At 63.5% G+C, this 21417-nt stretch carries 19 protein-coding genes and 2 pseudogenes; 8 read left to right on the top strand and 13 right to left on the bottom strand.

The window, feature by feature from the left end; all coding sequences use genetic code 11:
- The first annotated feature begins 68 nt into the window (after window positions 1-68).
- The 3 genes from NG900_RS09780 to asnB all read left to right on the top strand — a co-directional run bounded on the left by NG900_RS09780 (window position 69) and on the right by asnB (window position 4298).
- The gene (locus NG900_RS09780; RefSeq protein WP_252679693.1) at window positions 69-1109 is read left to right on the top strand and encodes an NAD-dependent epimerase/dehydratase family protein; all 1041 of its coding nucleotides are present in this window, start codon (window positions 69-71) and stop codon (window positions 1107-1109) included.
- Between the two features lie 39 nt (window positions 1110-1148).
- Entirely contained in the window at window positions 1149-2261 is a 1113-nt protein-coding gene (locus tag NG900_RS09775) for a glycosyltransferase family 4 protein (protein WP_252679691.1), read from the top strand.
- A gap of 102 nt (window positions 2262-2363) precedes the next feature.
- Window positions 2364-4298: an asparagine synthase (glutamine-hydrolyzing) gene (gene asnB, locus NG900_RS09770; protein WP_252679690.1), complete on the top strand. Its 1935-nt coding sequence runs from the start codon at window positions 2364-2366 to the stop codon at window positions 4296-4298.
- Here the strand turns inward: asnB and NG900_RS09765 are convergent.
- The 5 genes and pseudogenes from NG900_RS09765 to NG900_RS26605 form a co-directional block, all read right to left on the bottom strand.
- Window positions 4235-4570 carry a hypothetical protein gene (locus NG900_RS09765; RefSeq protein ID WP_252679689.1) on the bottom strand — a complete coding sequence of 112 codons (336 nt, stop codon included), beginning with the start codon at window positions 4568-4570 and terminating at the stop codon, window positions 4235-4237. The genes asnB and NG900_RS09765 overlap by 64 nt on opposite strands.
- 38 nt (window positions 4571-4608) lie before the next feature.
- Complete coding sequence (locus NG900_RS09760; protein WP_252679688.1) at window positions 4609-5781, bottom strand: glycosyltransferase; 1173 nt, start codon at window positions 5779-5781, stop codon at window positions 4609-4611.
- Window positions 5778-7103 (bottom strand): oligosaccharide flippase family protein, encoded by a 1326-nt coding sequence (locus NG900_RS09755; protein ID WP_252679687.1) that lies wholly within the window; start codon window positions 7101-7103, stop codon window positions 5778-5780. The genes NG900_RS09760 and NG900_RS09755 overlap by 4 nt, the downstream gene beginning before the upstream one ends.
- A 128-nt stretch (window positions 7104-7231) precedes the next feature.
- Window positions 7232-7333: pseudogene (locus tag NG900_RS09750) on the bottom strand (sugar phosphate nucleotidyltransferase); the annotation flags it as partial.
- 227 nt (window positions 7334-7560) lie between these two features.
- Window positions 7561-7683: a hypothetical protein gene (locus NG900_RS26605; protein WP_289813724.1), complete on the bottom strand. Its 123-nt coding sequence runs from the start codon at window positions 7681-7683 to the stop codon at window positions 7561-7563.
- Here NG900_RS26605 and NG900_RS09745 point away from each other — a divergent pair.
- Window positions 7680-8003, top strand: a pseudogene (locus tag NG900_RS09745) (IS4 family transposase); the annotation flags it as partial. The gene NG900_RS26605 and the pseudogene NG900_RS09745 sit on opposite strands and share 4 nt — an antisense overlap.
- 58 nt (window positions 8004-8061) lie before the next feature.
- On the opposite strand, the gene NG900_RS09740 reads toward NG900_RS09745, so the two are convergent.
- Genes NG900_RS09740 through NG900_RS09720 form a run of 5 tightly spaced genes read right to left on the bottom strand, consistent with a single transcriptional unit; the run spans window position 8062 to window position 14023 of the window.
- Window positions 8062-9141: a glycosyltransferase family 4 protein gene (locus NG900_RS09740; protein WP_252679686.1), complete on the bottom strand. Its 1080-nt coding sequence runs from the start codon at window positions 9139-9141 to the stop codon at window positions 8062-8064.
- Complete coding sequence (locus tag NG900_RS09735) at window positions 9138-10400, bottom strand: lipopolysaccharide biosynthesis protein (protein ID WP_252679685.1); 1263 nt, start codon at window positions 10398-10400, stop codon at window positions 9138-9140. The genes NG900_RS09740 and NG900_RS09735 overlap by 4 nt, the downstream gene beginning before the upstream one ends.
- On the bottom strand, window positions 10397-11521 hold the full coding sequence (locus tag NG900_RS09730; RefSeq protein WP_252679684.1) for a glycosyltransferase: 1125 nt from the start codon (window positions 11519-11521) through the stop codon (window positions 10397-10399). Before NG900_RS09730 ends, NG900_RS09735 begins: the two co-directional genes overlap by 4 nt.
- A 32-nt stretch (window positions 11522-11553) precedes the next feature.
- Complete coding sequence (locus tag NG900_RS09725; protein WP_252679682.1) at window positions 11554-12870, bottom strand: exopolysaccharide biosynthesis polyprenyl glycosylphosphotransferase; 1317 nt, start codon at window positions 12868-12870, stop codon at window positions 11554-11556.
- On the bottom strand, window positions 12863-14023 hold the full coding sequence (locus NG900_RS09720; protein WP_289813748.1) for a glycosyltransferase family 4 protein: 1161 nt from the start codon (window positions 14021-14023) through the stop codon (window positions 12863-12865). Before NG900_RS09720 ends, NG900_RS09725 begins: the two co-directional genes overlap by 8 nt.
- 187 nt (window positions 14024-14210) lie before the next feature.
- On the opposite strand from NG900_RS09720, the gene NG900_RS09715 reads away from it, so the two are divergent.
- From NG900_RS09715 to NG900_RS09700, 4 genes are all read left to right on the top strand, one after another.
- A complete protein-coding gene (locus tag NG900_RS09715) occupies window positions 14211-15599 on the top strand; it encodes a phosphomannomutase/phosphoglucomutase (RefSeq protein WP_252679678.1) in 1389 nt (462 codons plus the stop codon).
- 43 nt (window positions 15600-15642) lie between these two features.
- Window positions 15643-16641: a lipopolysaccharide heptosyltransferase I gene (gene waaC / locus NG900_RS09710; protein WP_252679676.1), complete on the top strand. Its 999-nt coding sequence runs from the start codon at window positions 15643-15645 to the stop codon at window positions 16639-16641.
- The gene (waaA, locus tag NG900_RS09705) at window positions 16641-17957 is read left to right on the top strand and encodes a lipid IV(A) 3-deoxy-D-manno-octulosonic acid transferase (protein ID WP_252679673.1); all 1317 of its coding nucleotides are present in this window, start codon (window positions 16641-16643) and stop codon (window positions 17955-17957) included. The genes waaC and waaA overlap by 1 nt, the downstream gene beginning before the upstream one ends.
- 101 nt (window positions 17958-18058) lie before the next feature.
- Window positions 18059-18760 (top strand): META domain-containing protein, encoded by a 702-nt coding sequence (locus tag NG900_RS09700; protein ID WP_252679671.1) that lies wholly within the window; start codon window positions 18059-18061, stop codon window positions 18758-18760.
- On the opposite strand, the gene NG900_RS09695 is transcribed toward NG900_RS09700, so the two are convergent.
- The 3 genes from NG900_RS09695 to NG900_RS09685 form a co-directional block, all read right to left on the bottom strand.
- Window positions 18761-20227: a TolC family outer membrane protein gene (locus tag NG900_RS09695; protein ID WP_476655365.1), complete on the bottom strand. Its 1467-nt coding sequence runs from the start codon at window positions 20225-20227 to the stop codon at window positions 18761-18763.
- 116 nt (window positions 20228-20343) lie between these two features.
- Window positions 20344-20676: a rhodanese-like domain-containing protein gene (locus NG900_RS09690; protein WP_252679669.1), complete on the bottom strand. Its 333-nt coding sequence runs from the start codon at window positions 20674-20676 to the stop codon at window positions 20344-20346.
- Window positions 20677-20713: 37 nt separating this feature from the next.
- Entirely contained in the window at window positions 20714-21364 is a 651-nt protein-coding gene (locus NG900_RS09685; protein WP_252679668.1) for a protein-L-isoaspartate O-methyltransferase family protein, read from the bottom strand.
- Window positions 21365-21417 lie beyond the last annotated feature (53 nt).

Raw genomic sequence — 21417 nt, 5'->3', positions numbered from 1 at the left:
CCGCCGCCTCGGCAACGTCTTCACCTGCCCCAGCCATTCCATCGGCCGGCAACTCCAAGGAAAGTAAAGTGACGCGGTATCTTGACGTCCAACGATCGCTGCAACAGGCACCCCGTAAGTGGCTGATTACCGGTGTTGCGGGCTTTATCGGCTCCAACCTGCTTGAAACGCTGCTCAAGCTCGACCAGGAAGTGGTCGGGCTTGATAACTTCGCCACCGGTCACCGTGCCAACCTCGATCTGGTCAAGTCGTTTGTCAGCCCGGAACAGTGGCAGCGCTTCTCGTTCATCGAAGGCGACATCTGCGACCTTGAAACGTGTCAGCGGGCCACGGCCGGCGTACAGCACGTGCTGCATGAAGCCGCGCTCGGCAGCGTTCCCCGCTCGATCGAGAACCCGATTCGCACGAACGACACCAACCTGTCCGGTTTTCTGAACATGCTGGTCGCCGCGCGCGACGCTGGCGTGGCGAGTTTCGTTTACGCCGCGTCGAGCTCGACCTACGGCGATCACCCCGGCCTGCCCAAAGTGGAAGACCGTATCGGCAAGCCGCTCTCGCCGTACGCCGTCACGAAATACGTGAACGAGCTGTACGCTGACGTCTTCGCGCGTTGCTACGGATTCAATAGCGTTGGTCTGCGGTATTTCAACGTGTTCGGACCGCGCCAGGATCCGAAGGGCGCCTATGCTGCCGTCATTCCCAAGTGGTTCGACGCCCTACTCAACGGCGAGACCGTGTTCATCAACGGCGACGGTGAGACCAGCCGCGATTTCTGTTTTGTCGAGAACGTCGTTCAGGCGAACATCCTCGCGTCGCTCCCCGAGAGCGCGGAAGCTGCGAATCAGGTGTACAACGTGGCGCTCGGCGATCGCACGACGCTCAACGAACTCTTCGCCAACATTCGTACGCTGATCGCACGCGAATTGCCCGAAGTGGCCAACGCTACGCCGACGTACCGCGACTTCCGCGCGGGCGACGTGCGGCACTCGCAAGCCGACATCAGCAAGGTGAAATCGCTGCTCGGCTACGCGCCGACGCACCGCGTGGCGGCCGGGCTCGAAATCGCCTGTTCGTGGTACATGTCCCTCGCGCGGCGCGCGCAAAGCTGATCGCGGCATCGCCATGTCACGATCATCTCGCACTCGCGTATGAAAATACTGATCAATGCGCTCTCCGCCCGGGTCGGCGGAGGGAAAACCTATCTGATTAACCTGTTGCGAAATCTGCCGGATGATCCGTCGCTACAGCTGCTGATATACGCACCATCTTCGCTTGATCTGCCGCCCGATCCTCGCATCAAGCGTCGAAATCTCGACGCAGCGGCCAACAACCCGTTGCGCCGCCTCGTATGGGAACGACTGACGCTGCCGGGCATTCTGAAGCGCGAAGGCGTCGATCTTCTGTTCTGCCCGGGCGGGCTGGTCAACACAAGCGTTCCAGCCGGATGCCGTACCGTCACGATGTTCCGTAACATGCAGCCGTTCGACCCGGAGGCTGTCAAGGTCATTCCGTGGGGACTGCTGCGCTTGCGAACCCTGCTGCTGAAAGGAGCGATGCTGCGAAGCATGCGCGGTGCGGATCTCGTTATCTTCATCTCGCATTTCGCCCGGGGTGTCGTCGAGGCGCTGATCCCCATTTCGCGTGGCGTGACGATTCCGCACGGCGTGCCCGAAATCTTCAAGACGGCGGGCACCGATCTGCCGAGGCCAGCCTACCTGCCGGACGGCAAGTGCATTCTCTATGTGTCGCGCTTCGAGCCCTATAAGCATCACCTCGAGGTCGTCCAGGGTTATGCGCAGTTGCCCGAGGCGCTGCGAAACGAATATCGCCTGATTCTGGTGGGCGAGCCGCTCTCGCCCCAGACAGAACTCGTCGAACGCGAAATCTGCGAGCGCGGCCTGACCGACCGGGTCCGCGTGGTCGGCGGTGTCGAGTACGGGAGCCTGCCCGGCGCCTATTGCAATTCCGAGATGATCCTTTTTGCGTCGTCGTGCGAGAATTGCCCGAACATTCTGCTCGAAGCCCTCGGCGCCGGCCGTCCGACGCTGACATCGGATATCGAACCCATGCCCGAGTTTGCCGCCGACGCCGCGCTTTACTTCGCGCCGGACGATCCTGGCAGTATCGCTGCTGCGATTACCCGGATGGCACAGGATTCGGCATTGGCCGGGGCACTGGCCGACCGTGCCGCTGCGCGCAGTCTGGATTTCGCGTGGTCGAAGACCGCACAGGCGACCTGGAAAGAGATCTTAAGCACCTAAAATGCGGGTGGCGTGCCGCGGCCTGCGGCGCAATCGCCGTTCAAGACCGGCGGACGGCGCTCGCCGATCGCGTCCCCGGAACGTGATTCAAGGAAACTGAATATGTGTGGCATTGCCGGAATCGCCTATTGGCGCTCGATGGGCTCGCTGATTCCTGTCGCTGAACGCATGGCTGCGAAAATTCTGCATCGCGGGCCCGACGACGGCGGTTCATGGGCAGATGCGGAGAATGGCGTCGCGTTCGGTCATCGACGCCTTGCCATCGTGGATCTCTCCGAACACGGCCATCAGCCGATGACCTCGGCGAGCGGCCGCTTCGTTATCGCGTACAACGGTGAGGTCTACAATTTCCCGGCGCTTCGCGAAGCCCTCGAGCGCGAGGGCAAGGCGCCGGCCTGGCGCGGTCACTCCGACACCGAGATTCTTCTCGCCGGCTTCGAAGCCTGGGGGGTCGAAGCGACCCTGAAGAAGGCGACCGGCATGTTCGCCATCGCCCTGTGGGATCGCCAGGATCGCACCCTCACGCTGGCCCGCGACCGCATCGGCGAGAAGCCGCTGTACTACGGCTGGGTCGGCGACAAGCTCCTCTTCGCCTCCGAACTCAAGGCCCTCGAAGCCGGCGCCGACCGTCCGCTGGAAATCGACCGCGACGCGCTCGACGCCATGATGCGATTTGCCTACATTCCGGCGCCGCGAAGCATTTTTAAAAATGTGTGGAAGCTGCCCGCCGGTCATCGCATCGTCTTCCGTACGGCCAACGATCGCGACGCGGTCCCTGAGGCGTACTGGTCGCTCGATACGCCCGAACAGGCAGAACTGCGCCGCTCTCTGGCCGATGAAAGCGATGCTGCACTGATCGACCGGTTGCACGATCAGCTCAAGAACGTGGTCGCCGGGCAAATGCTGTCGGACGTACCGCTGGGCGCCTTCCTCTCGGGTGGCGTGGATTCGAGCACCGTCGTCGCGCTGATGCAGGCGCAATCGTCGCAGCCGGTGCGCACCTTCACCATCGGCTTTCACGAAGAAGCGTTCAACGAAGCACCGTATGCGGCGGCCGTCGCCAAGCATCTCGGCACGTCGCATACCGAGCTCTACATCACGGCCAAGCAGGCATCCGATCTGATCCCGTCGCTGCCGCAGATTTACGACGAACCGTTCGCGGATTCGTCGCAGATCCCTACGACGCTTGTCTCTCATCTCACCCGCAAGCACGTTACGGTGGCCCTTTCAGGCGACGGCGGCGATGAAATGTTTTCCGGCTATCCGCGCTATGACATCACGTCGCGCCTGTGGGATCGAATCGACGGTCAGCCGGCGGTACTCCGTCGGCTCGCCGCATGCGCCCTTCGCACACCGTCGCCCGGGGGGTGGGACACCATGCTGCGCCTCGCCCCGCAGAGCCTGCGTCAACAGGTCAACGGCCGAAGGCTGCACCGCCTTGCCGGCCTAATCACGTCGCCGTCTATCGGCGAGCTGTACCCGCGCCTGATGTCGCAATGGCAGCCGGAAGACGGCCTGGTGCTGGGGGCGTCCTCAAATGTCGACGCGCCGCCGCTGGATGTCTGGGAATCGTCGCCGAACTGGCAGCATGCGATGCGTCGCTGGGATCTGCACCAATATCTGCCGGACGATCTGTTGGTCAAGGTCGACCGTGCCGCCATGAGTGCGAGCCTTGAATCCCGGGCCCCTTTGCTCGACCATCACATCGCGGAACTCGCGTTGGCTATGCCGAATCGCGTACTTCAGCGTGACGGCGTCGGCAAATGGGTGCTCCGACGCGTGCTCGACCGTTATGTGCCGCGCGAGTTGATCGACCGACCGAAAACCGGCTTCTCGATTCCATTGGGAGAGTGGCTGCGTGGACCGTTGCGCGAGTGGGCCGAAGCGTTGCTCGACCCGTCGCAATTGCGCTCGCAAGGCTATCTGGATGCCGCCAAGGTTGAACGCACCTGGCAACAACATCTGTCGGGCAACTACGATCGCAGCCCGTATCTTTGGAATGTGCTGATGTTCCAGGCCTGGTTGGCCAATCGCTGATCAGGCTCACCCGGCGGAAACTTCGAAACGGTCGCAGCCCGGCGATCGCTTCTTCGCCTCCGGCGCCACGCCTTGTGCCAGACCGTGCGATTGATGTAGTCGATGTAGCTCAACACCACCCGAAGCACTTGCGTCGAGACGAACGGGTTCTCGTAATCCGGCACGGCCAGCGTGCCGCGCACGTCGGGGTCGAAATTCTCCGTCACTGCACGCATCGCATCCAGCACCGGTTCGCGGCGCAATCCCGACATGATCACCGTGCCGACGTCCATCCCTTCCGGACGTGACTACCAGTAGCCGCATACGATCGTTATTCTGTGGGTCGTTCATTGGCGTATGCGTTGCCGCGTCGCCCCGCATGTCGCGCCGTCAGCACTTCCTCGTAAGCAGCCCGGTAGTGTGCCGCCAGCGCTTCGACACTGGCCCCCTTGAGCCTGGACGAGGCGCTCGCCGCCTTGGCTGCGCTGCGGGCGGGATCGTTCAGGGCCGCCGTTAGGCCGGCCTCGATGCTCGCCACGTCGGTCTGATTGACGTACCACGCGTCGTCGTCGCCGAGAAACTCGCGATGCGCCGGAATCTCCGAGATGACGAGCGGACACCCGATCGCCGCCGCTTCGAGTACAACGTTGGGATTGCCTTCGAAACTGCTCACGGAAATGGTGATGTCCGCACGCGCCATCTCCCCCGCAAGATTCGAGGTGAAGCCGTGCATGACGATGCGCTCGCCGGCGCCCGCCGCGTCGATGCGCGCCTGCAAACGCTCCCTCAACGGCCCTTCGCCGAACATGTCGACCGTCAGGCCGGGCCGGGCGGCAACGACACGAATCAAGGCCTCGACCAACTGATCGACGTTTTTCTCCTCACTCAGGCGGCCCGCGAACAACACGCGTGCGCCCGCCTCCGGAGAGCGTCCCGACCCGGCCCAGGCCAGTCCCGGCACCGTGGGCGTCACGCAGTTGCGAATCACGTAGGTCGGCACGGTGTCGCCAAGCACGTCGTGCCAGTAATCGATGCCGCCTTGCGAGTTGGCGATGACCGCCGCCGCGCGACGGCCGAGCCATGCGCGTGCACGAGACTTCCACCCGTGTTGGTACAACTGTGCAGCGGAGCGCTCGCTGAGGATGTGCGGCACCCCCGCCGAATACGCCATGGCGCCGCCAACGACATCCATCTGGATGACCCAGGTCTGAACGAGTTGAGGACGCACGTTTCTGATGAGCCGCAGGACACGGAGAAACATCGCCGGATCATGCGTGCTGCTGGCCGCCAGCCGGTGCAGTGTGACCCCCGGCTGATTGCGCAAACGATCGAGGTTCGGCCCCTCGGCGAAGTACCCGACGTGGCATTCCACCCCCTGGCGTGCGAGTTCCGGCGCCAGGAGGGAGAGTTGCCGCTCGGCGCCTCCCGATCCGAATGACGGGATCAGATGCAGCACCCGCTTCGCGGTAGCGTTCCGTTTCATATCGAAGATGTCTGAAGTCATCCGTTTGCCGCGCCTCCCGGATGACGCTCCTTCAAGGCGTGATCGCGCGCCGCGAGTCTCGCTACGATGATCGTCGCAATCAGGTACAGAACCTGCGCCACAACGTAGGCAAGCGCTGCGCCCTCCACGCCCATCGTCGGGATCAGCCAGGCAGCGATCAGCGTGTACGACACGTTCACGGGTGTGATGATGAAGAACAACGACAACCACATGCGCCCGAACGTATTGATAACGTGGTACACCGTGGCCGCGAGAATCTCGGGGATCACGGAGACGAGCAGCAGAATGAGTGTTCGGCGCCCATCGGCAAACCGGTGGCCGTACAGGCCAAGAATCAGCGACGAGCAGGCGACCAGGACAGGGATCGCCAGGGCCAGGAACGCGCCGTTGGCAATCAGCGTGGTACGAAACACGTTACGGAATTCGCGCGACGAGCGTTGCCCGAACAGCGCATTCATCACAGAAAGCGTTACGCTGTTAAGCAGCGTGGGCAACTGGAGCGTCGCCATGCGCAATTGCGTTGCCACGGAGAAGATGGCTACCATTTCAAGGCCATTCGGCGCGCGTGCCAAGAACACGCTGACCAGCCAGATGCACGGCAGTGTCACAACGCTCGCCAGACCTGCCGGAACGAGGAAGTGCAACACGCGCCCGATGTCGTCACGGCGCACCATCTGCGAAACGCCCGACAGCATGTCGCGCGTGGTCACCCGAACCGCGATGTAGAAGAACACCGAACGCGCGAGACTGGCCACCACAAAACCGAGCGCCGCACCGTCCAGGCCGCCGAGCTTCGCGCCCAGCGGGGGGAGCACCAGAAACACGAGGCCGGACACCGTGCTGATTCGCCCCAAGGTTTTGAAGGCGGCAAACCCCTGCAAGGCGCCCTGCTGATACGTCACCATCACCTGAAAGAAGATGGCGGGCGCGACGAGCCGGATCACCGGTTCGAGATCGGGCTGCTTGAACACCGAGGTCGCGAATACCGGCGCGCCAAACAGCAACACGGCGACGGCAATGAGCCCCATGACGACGGTAATGCGCTGGCAAAACCAGAGCACGGTACCGATACGATGCGGCTCGGACACACGGTATTCGGCCACGAACTTCGCGACGACCGAACCTGCGCCGCTTTGTGCAATCGCGGCAGCGGTTGTCACGGTCGTGACCAGTAGTGCGTACTTGCCGAAGACTGAGAGACCGAGCACGCGTGCTGCCAGCATGCCGGAGAGCAGTACCGACCCCTGCATCGAAACAGCGGCCAGAATGCTCCAGATCAGATCGCGAAACAGGTACTTCCTGAACGTGCTTAGAATTGCCACAGCCACTCGTCCCCTTAGCGGCCGAGCGCTGGGGCAAACACGTCCCGGAGCGGCTGGAAGGACTGTCCGATACGATGACCATGGGTCACCCGGTGATTGTCCTTATTCTGCACTCCGCCGCTGGAGGGAACCAGCGGAACGAACTGCTTCGGCAGGGACTTGCGGGACAGTGGCCAGAGCCGCGTTCCGGCGCCGCCAGACAGTACCACAGGCAATATCAGGCTATTCATGTCGAATTTGGTCGAGAAGCTGTTTGACGCAAATGCGCCTTCGAGGCGTATTCGCCGCACCCGGCCGAAATGAGAAACCGGTAATGGTAACCCATGCGTGGCTTCGGTCTGCGGTCGCTATCAATGAACTACCGTCGGGCGATCAGGGCCGCCAATGACCCCCGACGGCCAACCATACAAGTGGTCCTGGATTTCGGTCACCACGCGGAATCCCGATACGCACTCCTTCATATCGTCACGATCGCATCGTGGTCGTTGCGCTCGCAGGCGTGCGCGAGGCGATCGATGATCGGCGCCAGTTCCTTGCGTGCGTAATAATCCTCGGCGGCCATCATGATCTTGGGGTGCATCGGCACTGTTCCTGGCGGTGGCCTGGCGTATCGCTCACCTGATGCGCATGGGTCGAACCTGTCCCGATCTGGATGTCTCGCTATTCTTCGACGCCGAAGAGATTCGCGGCGCGTATTTGCTCGCAGATGTCTTGCAGCCACCCAAGCCCAAGCTCAACGAAGTGCTGCGCTTGATCGCGCGCCTGGGCGGCTTCCTTGGCCGTAAGGGCGATGGCGAGCCCGGCGCCAAAGCCATCGGGCTCGGACTCAAGGAGGTTCATGTCGCGGCAAAGACCTTGCGGGCCTTACGCGGCGGCGGTAGCGCCGAGAGTTGCGTATAAGCCGATACTCACTACCCCATTTCGTGGGGGGCGGATCTTTCAGTAGCCGCGGTTCATGTCAGCGCAGCAGTGCGCCCCACGCTTGGACAATCCGCTCCCTGGAGAATAGCTTGGCCTTTTCGCCGGCGGCACGCGCTAATTTGTCTGCCTCGGCACGGTTTGAAATCAGATCAAGCAGGGCGTTGGCAAGTGCCAAATGGTCATCAATGGCGACCATGATGGCATCGCGCTTGTCCACCAGCAATTCACGCGGGCCGGTTTCGCAAGCCGTTGAGACGATCGGCAAGCCAAACGCCATGGCTTCGATCAGCACCAATCCAAAGCCCTCATAGCGTGAGGACAGGCAGAAGATCGAAGCTTGCTCGTAGGCTTTCGTGATGTCTGAGAGGGCGCCTGGCAGCATGACATTGGTGCCTAGACCGAGTCGGTCGCGCAGTGCCTCCAGCACGTGCCGTTCCTCGCCTTCGCCTACGATTATCAGTTCCCAGTCGGGCATGCGTTGGGTGACGAGCGCCCACGCGTTCAACAAGACGTCGAACCCTTTGGTATGCACCAACCGTCCGACTGCCAGTACCGTCTTGGTGGTTCGGGGTGCGGGCTGTGCAGGCAGCGCGAAGGGCAGCGGATTGGGAATGTAGACGACCGAACTGCGGGGACTTAAGGCTTCCAGCCATCGCTTGCGGTCGCGCTCGGTGAGTACAACGACGTGCGTACAGTAGCGCGCGGCAAGGCGTCGGGCCCATCGGCGTGCGCGTCGACCCAGGTCTTCGTCAAAGTGACAGTGTTCCCATGCAATGTGCCGCACGCCGAGCCCCAGCGCCGCGGGTAACGCAAAGAGCGAGAGCATCGTGTCGACTTGCACCAGGATGTCGATACGATGCTTTTTGAGATGCCGCCGGATGCCCGCCACGGTTGCCATATAGGCGCGCTTGAAGGATGGACACTGCACAAAGAGTGTCTCGTGCCGGATGGCTGGGTTCAGCGCAAAGCAACTGGCCGGATCCCACAAACTGAGAATAGTGACGGTATAGCCTTGCTCTGCCAGCGCATTGGCGATCGTGGCCGTCATGCGCTCGGCGCCCGCCAGGGCATTGAGCGTGCCGGTGACAAAGCACAACCTGGGTTTTGCCTGCGTCATGCGCCGACTCTCTGAGCTGCCGGTTCATCGTTGCGATAGCGCATCCAGACAGCCATCCCGAACAGAACGGAAAGCAGGTTGGCCGTCGCGTAGCCCAGAATGGCCCCATAGGTGCCCATGCGCGGAATTGCCACGGCATCAACGATCAACGTGGCAACGAGCGCCGCCCCCCATTTGATGGCGACCAGACGCGGCTGCCGCAAATGGATAGGCAGAAGCGTGAGCGCAACATCGGCAAACACGAGCGCCGATGCGAGGGCAGCAAGTTGCAGCAGGTTGACGGCGCGCGCGAACGCCGAGCCGTAGAGAAGGTGGACAACCCAGTGCGCGCTGAGTGCGATCAGCACACCGCCGATGACACCGATGGCCGCCATGCCGCCGGCGATCCGAAGTACGTTCTGGCGGACTTGTTTCAAAGTGGGTTTGGCGTAGACATAGACCGGTGCCAGCCCGGCCGAAAGAATGGTGGCTAGCATCACAAAGTTGTCGAGAATCTGCATCGAAGCGGCATAGGCGCCAAGATCAGCCAATGGGACGAACGGCTTGAGCAGCAGTTGGTCGACGCGGCGCGAGGCCATCATGCACATGAAGCTGACCCAGAAGAGCGCACCGCTGGAAAGCAGCTCGCGCGTGAGTTGTGGGTCGTGCACCGCACGCTCGCGTGGTGCGCGGGCGAGATAGAAGGCGGCAAGCAATGCAGCCAGCGTGATGGACTCCACTGAGAACACCGCTGCGTAAGCCGGCACACTGCGCATGCCAAGCGCAAACAGGATGGCCACCCCGCCCACCTTGACCGTAAGAGACGCGACATTGAACAGTGTGTTCGAACGGGTCCGGGTATGCGCTTGCATCCAGGCAGTGACAATGCCGAACGGTTCGCGCAGCAGGATCGCGATGCCCAGGATGAGGGCGGGTAGCCAAAAGTCGATCGACTGCCGCGTAACAACCAGGAACATGCACATCAGCAGATAACCAAGCACGCCGGCAGCAAACCGTAGGCCGAATGCATGGATCAACAGTCGATGTTGTGCGATGGGCTCCGGGTTCGCCACCAACCGGGGGATGACGACCTCCGCACTGCAGAGCAACGCAACGGATGCCGCCACATAGATGACCGCCTGGGCATACTGGAAATGTGCGAACCCTTCTGGCCCGAGGCCGCGCGCCAGCATGGCGACCACGCCAATGCCGGCACCGATCTGCAGGCCGCGCTCAGCAAGCATCCACGCCAGATTGCTGGCGACCTTGAACTGCTTCATCTCACGGCCTCCGCGGAGCCCGTGTGTTTAGCCGTGATAAGGCGGGCGTAGCAATCCAGCCACTGGAGAGCGACGGCCTCCAGACTGAAGTTCGAGACAATGCGCGCGCGTCGTGCAGCTTGCGCGTTGGCGTCGCCATGGCCAGCATCAAGCGCGCGGCGCATGGCGGCCGCGAGCGCTGCGGGATCGCCTCGTGGCACGATTTCGCCGCACTCGCCCAATAGCTCAGCCACCCCGGCGGCATCGGTGGCGACCACCGGCAATTCGCAAGCGAGCGCCTCTCCGAGTGCAAGCGGCATGCCTTCAATGTCAGAAGACAATACGAATAGATCGGCTGCGTTCAGGAGGGTGGGAATATCTTGACGGGCTCCAATCAGATGAACTCGCTTCGTCAGTTGGTGGTCTCGGATGCGTTGTTCGAGCGACCCTCGTAGCAGGCCCTCGCCGACGATAAGCAGGCGTGCGTCCAGATCGGGCGTCAATCGAGCAAATGCGTCAATCAGGGTGCCTTGCGCTTTTTCCTTGACTAAGCGCCCGACGTTGATCAAGAGGCGTGTGCTCTCTTGCAATCCGAGCGCTGCCCTAGTGCGCAGCCTCTGGTCAACATCCGGACGAAACTGCGCCGTGTCGATGCCATTGGGCATGATCGTTATCCGTGATGCCGGGACTGCCCGCGCCGCGATCATGGCTTGCCGACCCTCGGGGCTGACGTGCGTGGTGAGCTGGCTCCAGCGGTCGGTCAGCCGATAGGCCAACATGCGCAGACGGCCGCCTTCCCGTGCACTGTGTGCGGTGCAGATGACCGGTGGCGCTGCGCTGCTGATTGCGCCAAGCATGCGGCCAAACAGGTTGGCGTGAATCATGTGCGCGTGAATGATGTCCGGTTGCCACTGACGGATGAAGGCTCGTAGCCGCCAAAGAGCCCGTGCCATCGATTGGGGTGTCTTGCGCATCGCCAGCTGCACGACAGTGACCGATTCGTGGAGCGCCACATCCTGTCCTTGTGCAAGGCTGGCGACTGCCACTGCGTGTCCCAGCGCCGAAAATTGCCGCGCCAGCGCGGCGACTTGCTGTTCGGCGCCACCCAGCTTGAGGCCCGTCGTCAGCAGCAGAATGCGCATGGGTGCGGGCGATGTAGGACCACTCGGCATGCTCACCGTGCCCCGTATCCGGTCAGTAGGGTCCGTAACGTTTTGACCGCAATCAGCAGGTCAAGGGCGAGGGAGCAGTGTTTGACGTAGTAGAGGTCATAGCTGAGCTTGGTGACGGTTTCCTCGTGTGTGCCCACATAGCCTTGCTGGACCTGAGCCCAACCCGACAGGCCGGGCCGCAGCAGATGACGGTACGGGTAGTAGGGGATGGTTTGCTCAAATTCCTCCACCATCGGCGCTTGCTCCGGGCGTGGGCCAATCAGGCTCATATGGCCCATCAGCACGTTCCACAACTGCGGAATCTCGTCGAGCCGATATTTGCGGATAACACGCCCCACACGCGTTACACGCGGATCCCGCTTCGCGGCGAATTGGGCGGGCGCACTGGCATCGAAGCCCATGCTGCGGAACTTCAGCATGGTGAACGGCTTGCCATATAGGCCGATGCGCTCCTGACGGAACAATGCGGGTCCCGACGTTTCAATCCGGATGATCAAGGCCACGACGAGGCCCAACGGTAGAGCCAGGGGCGCCAGGCACAGCACCGCCGCGATGTCGATTAGGCGTTTAGAGAAACGATAGAAGTAGTGGGCGGCGTGATCGTCGAAGAAATTCTCGTCGATATGGGCCAGTGCGACGCGACCGGTCAGCATCTCGCCAACGCGTTCCACCGAGTACATGCGTACGTGACTGAGCTTGAACTGGGCCAAGGCACGCGTGCGCTCCGGGTCGGCGGTGGCGTTGCGGTCCAGCATCAGGCCGTCGCAATGTACGGCCTCGGCGAGCGAGCTAATGGCGCGCAGGCGCGTTGGGCCGGCCGGCGCTGCACCGGGCATGGCGAGCATTTGTTCTAGTTGCCTCAATGCTGCGGCATCGGTGTAACCAAACACCGGGACATAGTTTCGCACGTAGCGTTGATAGCCGAACCAGATCCACATCAGCGTCGTGACGTATGCAAGCAGCAACGCACCGCGCGAATATTCGAGGTGGAAAGCAGCAAACGCGAAGAGCAATGCCACGAAAGGCAGCGTAGTTGCGACCCCGACGAGACTGTTGCCCTCCAGGGCGGGGAGGTGGAGCGAACGATGCAGCAACAAGAAGGCTGTCAGGTACGCGGGGATGGCCCATAACAGCGTGGCGGTGAAAACGTGCGTGACCCAGCCTGCCCGACGTGCAAGTTCCGCCAGCGCAACATTGAGCCCAAAGAGCGCAAGCCCGAAAAATGCCCAAGCCAGCATGCGGCTGGCTCGCCGAACGGTCTCTGATCCTTGCGCAGGGAATGGCCGGGCGGGTTGTCCGGCGCTGGTGCCTTTATTCATCTGTTGCCTGCTTTGCAGAGTGCTCTCGACGATGTGTCTGCGGCCTGGCCGCCAAGACTTGTCGATAAACGAGCAGTGTGGCATCGGCCATCGGTGCGACGCCAAAATGTTGTTTCCAGCGGGCTCGTGCCTTATTTCCCAGGTTTTCTCGCTGTTCTTGGTTGGCGGCCAGTTCAGTCAATATCGAAACCCAGAGCTGTTCGTCGTTGCCTGGTATGAGCACTCCGCAGTCACCATCCGCGAGCTGCTCGCGAATACCGGGAAGATCACTGGCAACGATAGGCATGCCTGCGCGCATGGCTTCCAGCACAGACAATGGGAAGCCCTCATGGTCTGATACCAGCGCAAAGATCTGCGCTGATGCCAGCAAAGCCGGGATATGGGTGACGACGCCGTAGAAGCGGATGCGTCCTGGCGCCAGCGTATCGGCGAGGGTTCGCAGTGCGGTCGATTGTGGCCCATCGCCGGCAAGAATCAGTTCGCAATCCGGTAGCGCCGCCCGCGCAAAGGCCCGGATGAGCGTATCGGCGCGTTTGGGAGCTGCCAAGCGGGCCACCATGACGATACGGCGCACAGGTGCGCGGGGAGTGGCAAGGTTGCTGCTATCCGCAATGCCGTTATGGATTACCCGAATACGAGGCCGCGGAATCGGCAGTGTTTCCGCAATCTCACGTTCCGCTTCCGCAACGCAGATCATGCGTGCGGTCAACGGCGCCAACAGCCATTCCATCGTGCGTGCAATGATCCGTTGGCGTGCCGGAGCCGCCTCTTTGAAGGCAAAGCCGTGAACTGTGTAGACGACAGGAATGCCAAGCAGCCAACCGGCCAGTCTGCCTAGTGCGCCAGCCTTGGCGCTATGGGCATGAATCAGGTCAGGTCTGACGGCGCGGAGCGCCCTGACAAGCTGCTTGAATGCAGCCAATGCTCGCCATGGCGAGAGCGCGTTGTCCAACAACCCTAACCGTACGGTTTTGGCGCCGCAGGCGTGTGCATTGGCGAAAAGAGGGCCATCGCCCCCGGCAAGCACCACTGCATCAACGCGGCCACGCAGTCCTTTCAGCAGGTCTGCGACATGCGCTTGCGCTCCACCGACTTCCGAGTTGGTAATCACATAAGCGATGAGGGGAAGGGGCGAGGGCGCGGACACGGTCAGATTGGAGCTTTCAAAACCGACAAACGAGCGAGGCTTTTCGCTTCAGCCCGTGTCGGAGTCAGCCCGTCATTATATGACTTGGTGTCCGCATTAGACGCGGCTGGCGATGGGGCAATGCGTATCGCCCTGATGTGGCGGTATTGACCGTTTACAATGATGCCCATTCGACATTCTCACGGATCGTTCCATGAGCAGCATCAACCCCACCATCTTCAAAGCCTACGACATCCGCGGCATCGTCGGAAAAACCGTCGACGCTGACATCGCACGCCTCATCGGCCGTGCCTTCGGTTCCGCAGCGCGCGCCAAGGGCGAATCCGCCGTGGTGATCGGCCGCGACGGCCGCTTGTCGGGCCCCGAGTTGCTGGCTGCTCTGGCAGACGGCCTGCGCGCCAGCGGCGTCGATGTGATCGACCTGGGCCTCGTGGCCACGCCGATGGTCTACTTCGGCACGAACATCGAGCTGGCCGGCCGCCGCGCCACCTCAGGTGTGATGGTGACGGGCAGCCACAACCCGCCGGACTACAACGGCTTCAAGATGGTCCTGGCGGGCCAGGCCATCTATGGCGAGCAAATTCAAGCGCTGCGCACCCGCATCGAGCAGCGCGACTTCACCGAAGGCGCTGGCGACTACGTCCAGGTGGACATCCGCCAACAGTACATCGACCGCATCGTGTCGGACGTCAAGCTGAGCCGCCCGATGAAGATTGCCGTGGATTGCGGTAACGGTGTAGCCGGTGCGTTTGCGCCAGAGCTTTTCCGTGCGATGGGCTGCGAGGTGACGGAGCTGTTCTGCGAGGTGGACGGCCACTTCCCGAACCACCATCCGGACCCTGCGCACGTCGAGAACCTGCAGGATCTCGTGCGCACGCTGCAGACGACCGATTGCGAACTCGGCCTCGCCTTCGATGGCGATGGCGACCGCCTCGGCGTGGTCACGAAGGATGGCCAGGTGATCTTCCCCGACCGCCAACTGATGCTGTTCGCGCAGGAAGTGCTGTCGCGCAACCCGGGCGGCGAGATCATCTTCGACGTGAAATGCACGGGCAAGCTGGCGCCGTTTATCCGCGAGCATGGCGGCAAGGCCACGATGTGGAAGACCGGCCATTCGCTGGTCAAGGCGAAGCTGAAGGAAACCGGCGCGCCGCTGGCCGGCGAGATGAGCGGCCACATCTTCTTCAAGGACCGCTGGTACGGTTTTGATGACGGCCTGTACACGGGCGCGCGTCTGCTGGAGATTGTCTCGCGTCTGGCGGATCCGAGCGCCACGCTCAACGCGCTGCCGAACTCGAACTGCACGCCTGAGCTGCAACTGAAGTGCGCCGAGGGCGAAGCCTTCGAGTTGCTCGACAAGATCAAGGCCAACGCGTCGTTTGCTGGCGCGAAGGAAGTCAATCGCATCGATGGCGTGCGTGTGGAATACGAAGACGGCTTTGGCCTGGCGCGCCCGTCCAACACCACGCCGGTGGTGGTGATGCGTTTCGAAGCCGATAACGATGCCGCCATGGCGCGCATCCAGGGCGAGTTCCGCCGCGTGATCCTGGCCGAGAAGCCGGACGCGCAGCTGCCATTCTGATCGCACGGTTCGCACTCATGAGGTTGGGGGAAAGGGTGACGGCATGCGTGTGCTGATCGTCAAGGTATCGTCGCTTGGCGATGTGGTGCATTGCACGCCGGTTGTGGCCGATATCCTGCGCGCCTATCCGGATGCCGAGATCGATTGGGTGGTTGAGGAAGGCTTTGCCGGCATCGTGCGCATCGTGCGTGGCGTGCAGGGTGTGATTCCGTTTGCGCTGCGGCGCTGGCGCAAGTCGCTCGGCACCGGCAAGACGTGGAGCGAGATGGCAGCGTTCCGCCGCGCGCTTCGTGCCAAGCCGTACGACGCGGTGCTCGACACGCAGGGGCTCATCAAGACCGCGCTGATCGCCGCGCAGGCCAGGTTGGCGCCGAACGGCTTTGTAGCCGGTCTGGGTAATCGCACGGATGGCGCCGGCTACGAGCCGCTCGCCAGGCTGTTTTATCAACGCAAGATCGAGATGGAGCCGCGCGTACATGTGGTCGAGCGTTCGCGCCGCATGGCGGCAGAAGCGCTGGGCTACACGTTGCCTGACACCATCAATTTCGGTCTGCAGCCGCCAGCCGAGTTGCCGTTCACGCTGCCACGCCCGTATGTGGCGCTAGTGCACGCCACCTCGCGCGCCGACAAGGGCTGGCCGCAGGATGCGTGGGTGGACGTTGCGCGCGCATTGTTGGCACGCGATTACGCCCTCGCGCTGCCGTGGGGCAGCGAGGCCGAACGACGCACCAGTGAGGCCATTCGCGAGGCCATCGTGGCTGCGGTTCCGGGCACGGTGGGGCGCGTGGTGATTCCGCCGCGCATGTCGCTACCGGATGTGACGGCCTTTCTTGATCAGGCGACGGCGGTGGTGGGTGTGGATACCGGTCTCGTACACATTGCCGCGGCCCTGTGCAAGCCGACGGTGGCGCTCTACAACTTCACCACGTCGTGGCGCACGGGCGGCTACTGGACGCCCAACGTGCACGATCTCGGCAGTGCCGAAGCCCATCCAACCAGCGCGCAGGCGCTCGATGCGCTGCGCGCGCTGGGTGTGCTCTGATGCTGCGGGTTCTGTATCGCTGGTTGTGGCGCATCGCGCTGCCATTCGCACTGCTGCGCCTGTGGTGGCGCGGCCGCAAGGAGCCCGGTTATCGCCAGCACGTCGGCGAGCGGCTCGGCTTTTATCCGCCGCGCCCGAATCCGGATCGCCCATTGCTGTGGGTGCATGCGGTGTCCGTGGGCGAGACACGCGCCGCGCAGCCGCTTATCGATGCGCTGCTCGCGCGCTTTCCGCACCACGCTGTCCTGCTGACGCACATGACGCCGACGGGCCGCCGCACGGGCGCCGAGTTCGCGGCACAGCGCAACGGCCGCGTCATCCAGGCCTATCTACCGTATGACCTGCCCAGTGCCGTTGACCGGTTCCTGCGCCACTTCCAGCCGCGTCTCGGCCTGTTGATGGAAACCGAGATCTGGCCGGTGCTGATCGAGCGTGCCTACGCGGCTGGCGTGCCGGTGGTGCTCGTCAACGGTCGCCTGTCCGCACGCAGCCACCGCCGCACGGCGCGCTTGGGCGAGGCCGCTCGGCAGACGTATGCGCAACTGGCGTCCGTGCTGGCGCAGACGCCCGATGATGCCGATCGCTACCGCTCGCTCGGCGTGCCGCGCGTGCGCGTGACCGGCAACCTGAAGTTCGACATCACGCCGCATGTCGACCAGATCATGGCCGGCCGCGTGTTGCACGATGCGCTGCATGGGCGGTCGGCCTGGGTGGCCGCCAGCACGCGGGAGGGCGAGGAAGCGCTGCTATTCGACGCGTGGCTGGCGCATCGTGCGCAGCATGTCGGGCGCCGGCATGCGCTGCTGATTCTCGTGCCGCGTCATCCTCAGCGCTTTGATGAAGTGGCTCAAATGGCCGAGCGTGCCGGCCTGCGTGTCATGCGTCGCAGTGTGCTGTCCGTGTCTGCGGCAGGGGTGTCGGATACCGCTGGTCTTGCCGATGCGGATGTCCTGCTCGGGGACTCGATGGGCGAGATGGCGCTGTATTACGCCGCCGCCGAGGTCGCATTCATCGGCGGCAGCTTGCTTCCGTTGGGTGGCCAGAACCTGATCGAGGCGTGTGCGGTCGGCACGCCGGTAGTCATCGGCCCGCACACGTTCAACTTTGCGCAGGCGACGCGCGATGCAGTGGCCGTAGGCGCCTGCATGCAAGTGCAAGACGCAAATGCGGCGATGCGTGTGATCGACACATTGCTCTCCGACGCCGATGCGCGCGAGACCGCATCGCGCGCCGCGCTGGCCTTTGCCGCCACACACGGTGGAGCGACAGCGCGCACCGTAGAGGCCGTGGCGTCCCTGGTATTGCCAACGCTGTAACGCGGTACACCTCCGGCACGAAAAGTGCGAACTCATGACGCGCCGGGCAGACTAACGGCTCTTCACGCAGTTTGCATTCCGTCATTGTTCACGACACGTTCATGTCCCAAACGAATCGTCCCAAGCCGAAATTGCTGCAGACGCCGCGCCGCGTGGTGCTGACGGCGGCAGCGCTGGCCGCGCTCACCGCCGCTACCATCATCGGGGCCGGCTGCATGACCCCGCAGGCTTCGTCCAAGCCGGCTGCCGCCACCGTTGCCGCTGCATCTGCGCCGGCGGCTTCCGCATCGGCCCCGGCGGCGGAAACCAAACCGACGCCGGCCAGCGCCGCGCCCAACCCCGGCCAGGCGACGTTGACGCAAGCGCAGGGCGAGGGCCGCTCGCGCTTCGTGCTGGTGCGCTGGCAAGAGCCTGGCGCCGCGCCCAAGGAATTGCCTTCAGCAGAAGGTGATGAGGCCGATCCGGCTGCGCAGCCGATCTCGATCGAGTTCAGCGCTGGCCTGGAAGCGGCCAATGGTGTGGTGTCGGGTTACTCGGGCTGCAACCGCTTTTCCGGGCCATACGAGAAGCTAGCCTCGGGCATGCGCTTCGGCAACCTCGCGTCTACCCGCATGGCGTGCGATCCGCCGCGCATGGAGCTGGAGACCGCGTTCTTGGAAGCGCTCAAGTCGCCGCTGGCCACGGTGGGCATGCAGCCCTCGTCCAGCGGCAAGCAAGGCCGCCAGGTCATCTGGAAGACGACGAGCGGCGCATTGCTGCAGTTTGCGGAACGGCCACTGCCACCGCGCGGCCAGACACACTGATCAGCGCTTGGCGGATTTGGCTGCGGGTTTGGTCGATGCGGGCTTCACGGCGCTCGGCGGCAGTGCAGTGATGTCGCTTGAGCCGTTGGCGGTCAGCAGCGTGTTCACCTGGATCACATCCGCCTCGGAGAGCGAGCCCGCGGCGGACTTCAGCCGCAGCCCGTTGACGATGGTGTCGTAACGCGCGCGTGCCAGATCGCGCCGCGCCTGAAAGAGCTGCGCCTGCGCATTGAGCACGTCCGTGCCGATGCGCACACCCACACCGTAGGCGAGCTGGTTGGAGTCGTACGCCGTACGCGCCGACAGCTCGGCCGCTTCCAGCGCTTTCACCTGCGCCAATCCCGCAATCACGCCGATGTACGCTTGCCGCGCACCTTGCTCGGCAGAGCGGCGGGCGAATTCGAGATCGCTTGCGGCCTTGGTTTCGAGCGCGATGTACTCGCGCACGCGGGATTGGATCGCACCACCCGCGAAGATCGGGATCGACACCTGCACGCCAATCTGCGAGCTGTCAAAGCGCGCACCGCCCGGCAGCGACGGCAGGTACTGATTGCCGCTGGCGTTCGTATGGCCCGTCTGCGCGACCAGATCGACCGAGGGCAGATGGCCGGCGGTGGCCTTTTTCACATCACGCTCAGCACTTTGCAGGTTGTACTGAGCAAGCGCGACTTGCAGGTTGCTGCTGCGCGCCTGGTCGACCCAGGGTTCTGCCGCAGCCGGTTCGGGCTGCGGAATGGTCACGCCGGTGCGCACGCCAGCCAGCGTGGCCACCGGCTCCCCAATGATCTGCTTGAGCGCCGATTGCTTGACCTCGAGGTCGCTGCGCGCGGCGATGACGCTCGCTTCAATGGCATCGCGCCGGGCCTGCGCATCGTTCGCGTCGGTGATGTTGGCGTTGCCGACGTCGAAGTTGCGGCGTGCTTGCTCGTACTGCTGCTGGATCGCATCGCGCTGCGCCGTGGCGAGCTGCAGCGTGTCCTGCGCGTTGAGCACATCAAAGTAGGCCTGCGCCGTACGCGTGATGAGATCGAGCTGCGCTTGCGCGAGCGCGGCCTCGGCGGCCTGCGCGGCAATCTCGCCCTGCTTGTAGGTTTCCCAGCGGTCCCAGCGGAACAGCGGCTGCGAGAGCGACAGCGTCCAGCCCGTCGACGAGAACGTCTTGTTGAATTCGGCCGGGGCCTTCTGATCGAAGATGACGCGCGTCGAGCTCCAGGCACCACCAATCTGCGGCAGCAGGCCGGCGCGGCCTTGCGTGAGCTTCTCGCGCTGCGCGAGCGACTGCGCGCGGGCCGACGCGAATTGCGGATCGTTGGCCAGCGCGGCGCGGTAGGCGGAGAGGAGGTCCGTCGCTGCCGGCGTGCCCGGCTGGGCGTGGGCCCACGCGAACATCGGCAGTAACGAGCAGCACAGCACAACAAGCGAACCGCGCGCGGCCATCCGCGTGCGGCTACTGCGAGCAACAGTCATAAAGCCCCCGAGCGAGGAGGAAAACGTTCGCGTTCGGAAGGCAGCGCGGACGCGTCAGAGACAGCTCACCGCCCGTAGGAGCGTGAGCTGCGTGCGTCCGGCGGCGGCTTCCCCAATCAGTACGTCGCCATCTGCGGGTCCACCTGGTTGGCCCAGGCATGGACGCCGCCTTGCAGGTTGTAGACGCGCTCGGGATCAAAGCCGGCGCGTTGAATCAGAAACTGCGCAACCTGCGCGCTGCGTCCGCCGTGGTGGCAGATGCAGACGATGTCTTGGTCAGCATTGAGCTCGCTGGCACGTGCCGGGATCTGATCCATCGGGATGTGCGTGATGCCCGGAATGGCGCAGATTTCCACTTCCTCCGCCCAGCGCACGTCGAGCAGGACGGGCTTCGCGCGCGATGCGTCGGCGAGCCATTGAGCGAGGGCGGTGGGAGCGAGCTGTTGCATGATGATTGGGGATGAGCCGGCGGGGTGGATCAAACGCTCAGAAGCGGAATTGCGACGGGACGGGAATGCCCACCAGCGGCGTGACGTAGGTCTCGAACAGGTTGCGCGTCTGGTACTCGGTGTTGGAGATGCGCGTGATGAGCTGCGCTTCTATGACTGGCGCACCGCCCACGAAGACCGACAGGCGACCACCCACCTTGAGCTGCTTGAGCAGCGCTTCCGGCACGGCCGGCACCGAACCCGATACGCAGATCACGTCGTACAGGCCATCGCCCCAGCCGTTGGCGCCGCTGGCCTCGACCACGTCGACGTTGGTCACGCCGTTGCGTGTGAGGTTGTCGCGTGCGAAGGCGATCAGCTCCGGCACGATGTCCAGCGTGGTGACCTGGCGGCCGCGATGGGCCAGCAGGGCGGCCATGTAGCCGGAGCCCGCGCCGATTTCCAGCACGTCTTCGTGCTTGCGCACGGCCAGCTCCTGCAGCACGCGGGCTTCCACGCGGGGCGCCAGCATGTTCTGGCCGCCGGCCAGCGGGATTTCCATGTCGACGAAGGCCAGCGCGCGGTAGGCCTCCGGCACGTAGTGCTCGCGCTTGACGACCGTCAGCAGGTCGAGCACGTCGGTATCGAGCACGTCCCACGGACGAATTTGCTGCTCGATCATGTTGAACCGGGATTTTTCGATGTCCATGGGCATGCCTTCCATGCGGGGCGAATGAGGGTTTGACGAGAAACCCGGCATTT

It is taken from the genome of Ralstonia soli, from assembly GCF_023955655.1.
GTDB classification, from domain to species: domain Bacteria; phylum Pseudomonadota; class Gammaproteobacteria; order Burkholderiales; family Burkholderiaceae; genus Ralstonia; species Ralstonia soli.
Note: the sequence above shows the minus strand (reverse complement) of the source record. Positions and strands in the feature narration are given on the sequence as shown.

Bases quoted from the DNA above. Each gene is read 5' to 3' on its own strand.
- NG900_RS09775 (WP_252679691.1), top strand. From the start codon at position 1,149: ATGAAAATACTGATCAATGCGCTCTCCGCCCGGGTCGGCGGAGGGAAA.
- asnB (WP_252679690.1), top strand. From the start codon at position 2,364: ATGTGTGGCATTGCCGGAATCGCCTATTGGCGCTCGATGGGCTCGCTG.
- NG900_RS09765 (WP_252679689.1), bottom strand. From the start codon at position 4,570: ATGGACGTCGGCACGGTGATCATGTCGGGATTGCGCCGCGAACCGGTG.
- NG900_RS09760 (WP_252679688.1), bottom strand. From the start codon at position 5,781: ATGACTTCAGACATCTTCGATATGAAACGGAACGCTACCGCGAAGCGG.
- NG900_RS26605 (WP_289813724.1), bottom strand. From the start codon at position 7,683: ATGCACCCCAAGATCATGATGGCCGCCGAGGATTATTACGCACGCAAG.
- NG900_RS09740 (WP_252679686.1), bottom strand. From the start codon at position 9,141: ATGACGCAGGCAAAACCCAGGTTGTGCTTTGTCACCGGCACGCTCAAT.
- NG900_RS09735 (WP_252679685.1), bottom strand. From the start codon at position 10,400: ATGAAGCAGTTCAAGGTCGCCAGCAATCTGGCGTGGATGCTTGCTGAG.
- NG900_RS09730 (WP_252679684.1), bottom strand. From the start codon at position 11,521: ATGCGCATTCTGCTGCTGACGACGGGCCTCAAGCTGGGTGGCGCCGAA.
- NG900_RS09725 (WP_252679682.1), bottom strand. From the start codon at position 12,870: ATGAATAAAGGCACCAGCGCCGGACAACCCGCCCGGCCATTCCCTGCG.
- NG900_RS09715 (WP_252679678.1), top strand. From the start codon at position 14,211: ATGAGCAGCATCAACCCCACCATCTTCAAAGCCTACGACATCCGCGGC.
- waaC (WP_252679676.1), top strand. From the start codon at position 15,643: ATGCGTGTGCTGATCGTCAAGGTATCGTCGCTTGGCGATGTGGTGCAT.
- waaA (WP_252679673.1), top strand. From the start codon at position 16,641: ATGCTGCGGGTTCTGTATCGCTGGTTGTGGCGCATCGCGCTGCCATTC.
- NG900_RS09700 (WP_252679671.1), top strand. From the start codon at position 18,059: ATGTCCCAAACGAATCGTCCCAAGCCGAAATTGCTGCAGACGCCGCGC.
- NG900_RS09695 (WP_476655365.1), bottom strand. From the start codon at position 20,227: ATGACTGTTGCTCGCAGTAGCCGCACGCGGATGGCCGCGCGCGGTTCG.
- NG900_RS09690 (WP_252679669.1), bottom strand. From the start codon at position 20,676: ATGCAACAGCTCGCTCCCACCGCCCTCGCTCAATGGCTCGCCGACGCA.
- NG900_RS09685 (WP_252679668.1), bottom strand. From the start codon at position 21,364: ATGGACATCGAAAAATCCCGGTTCAACATGATCGAGCAGCAAATTCGT.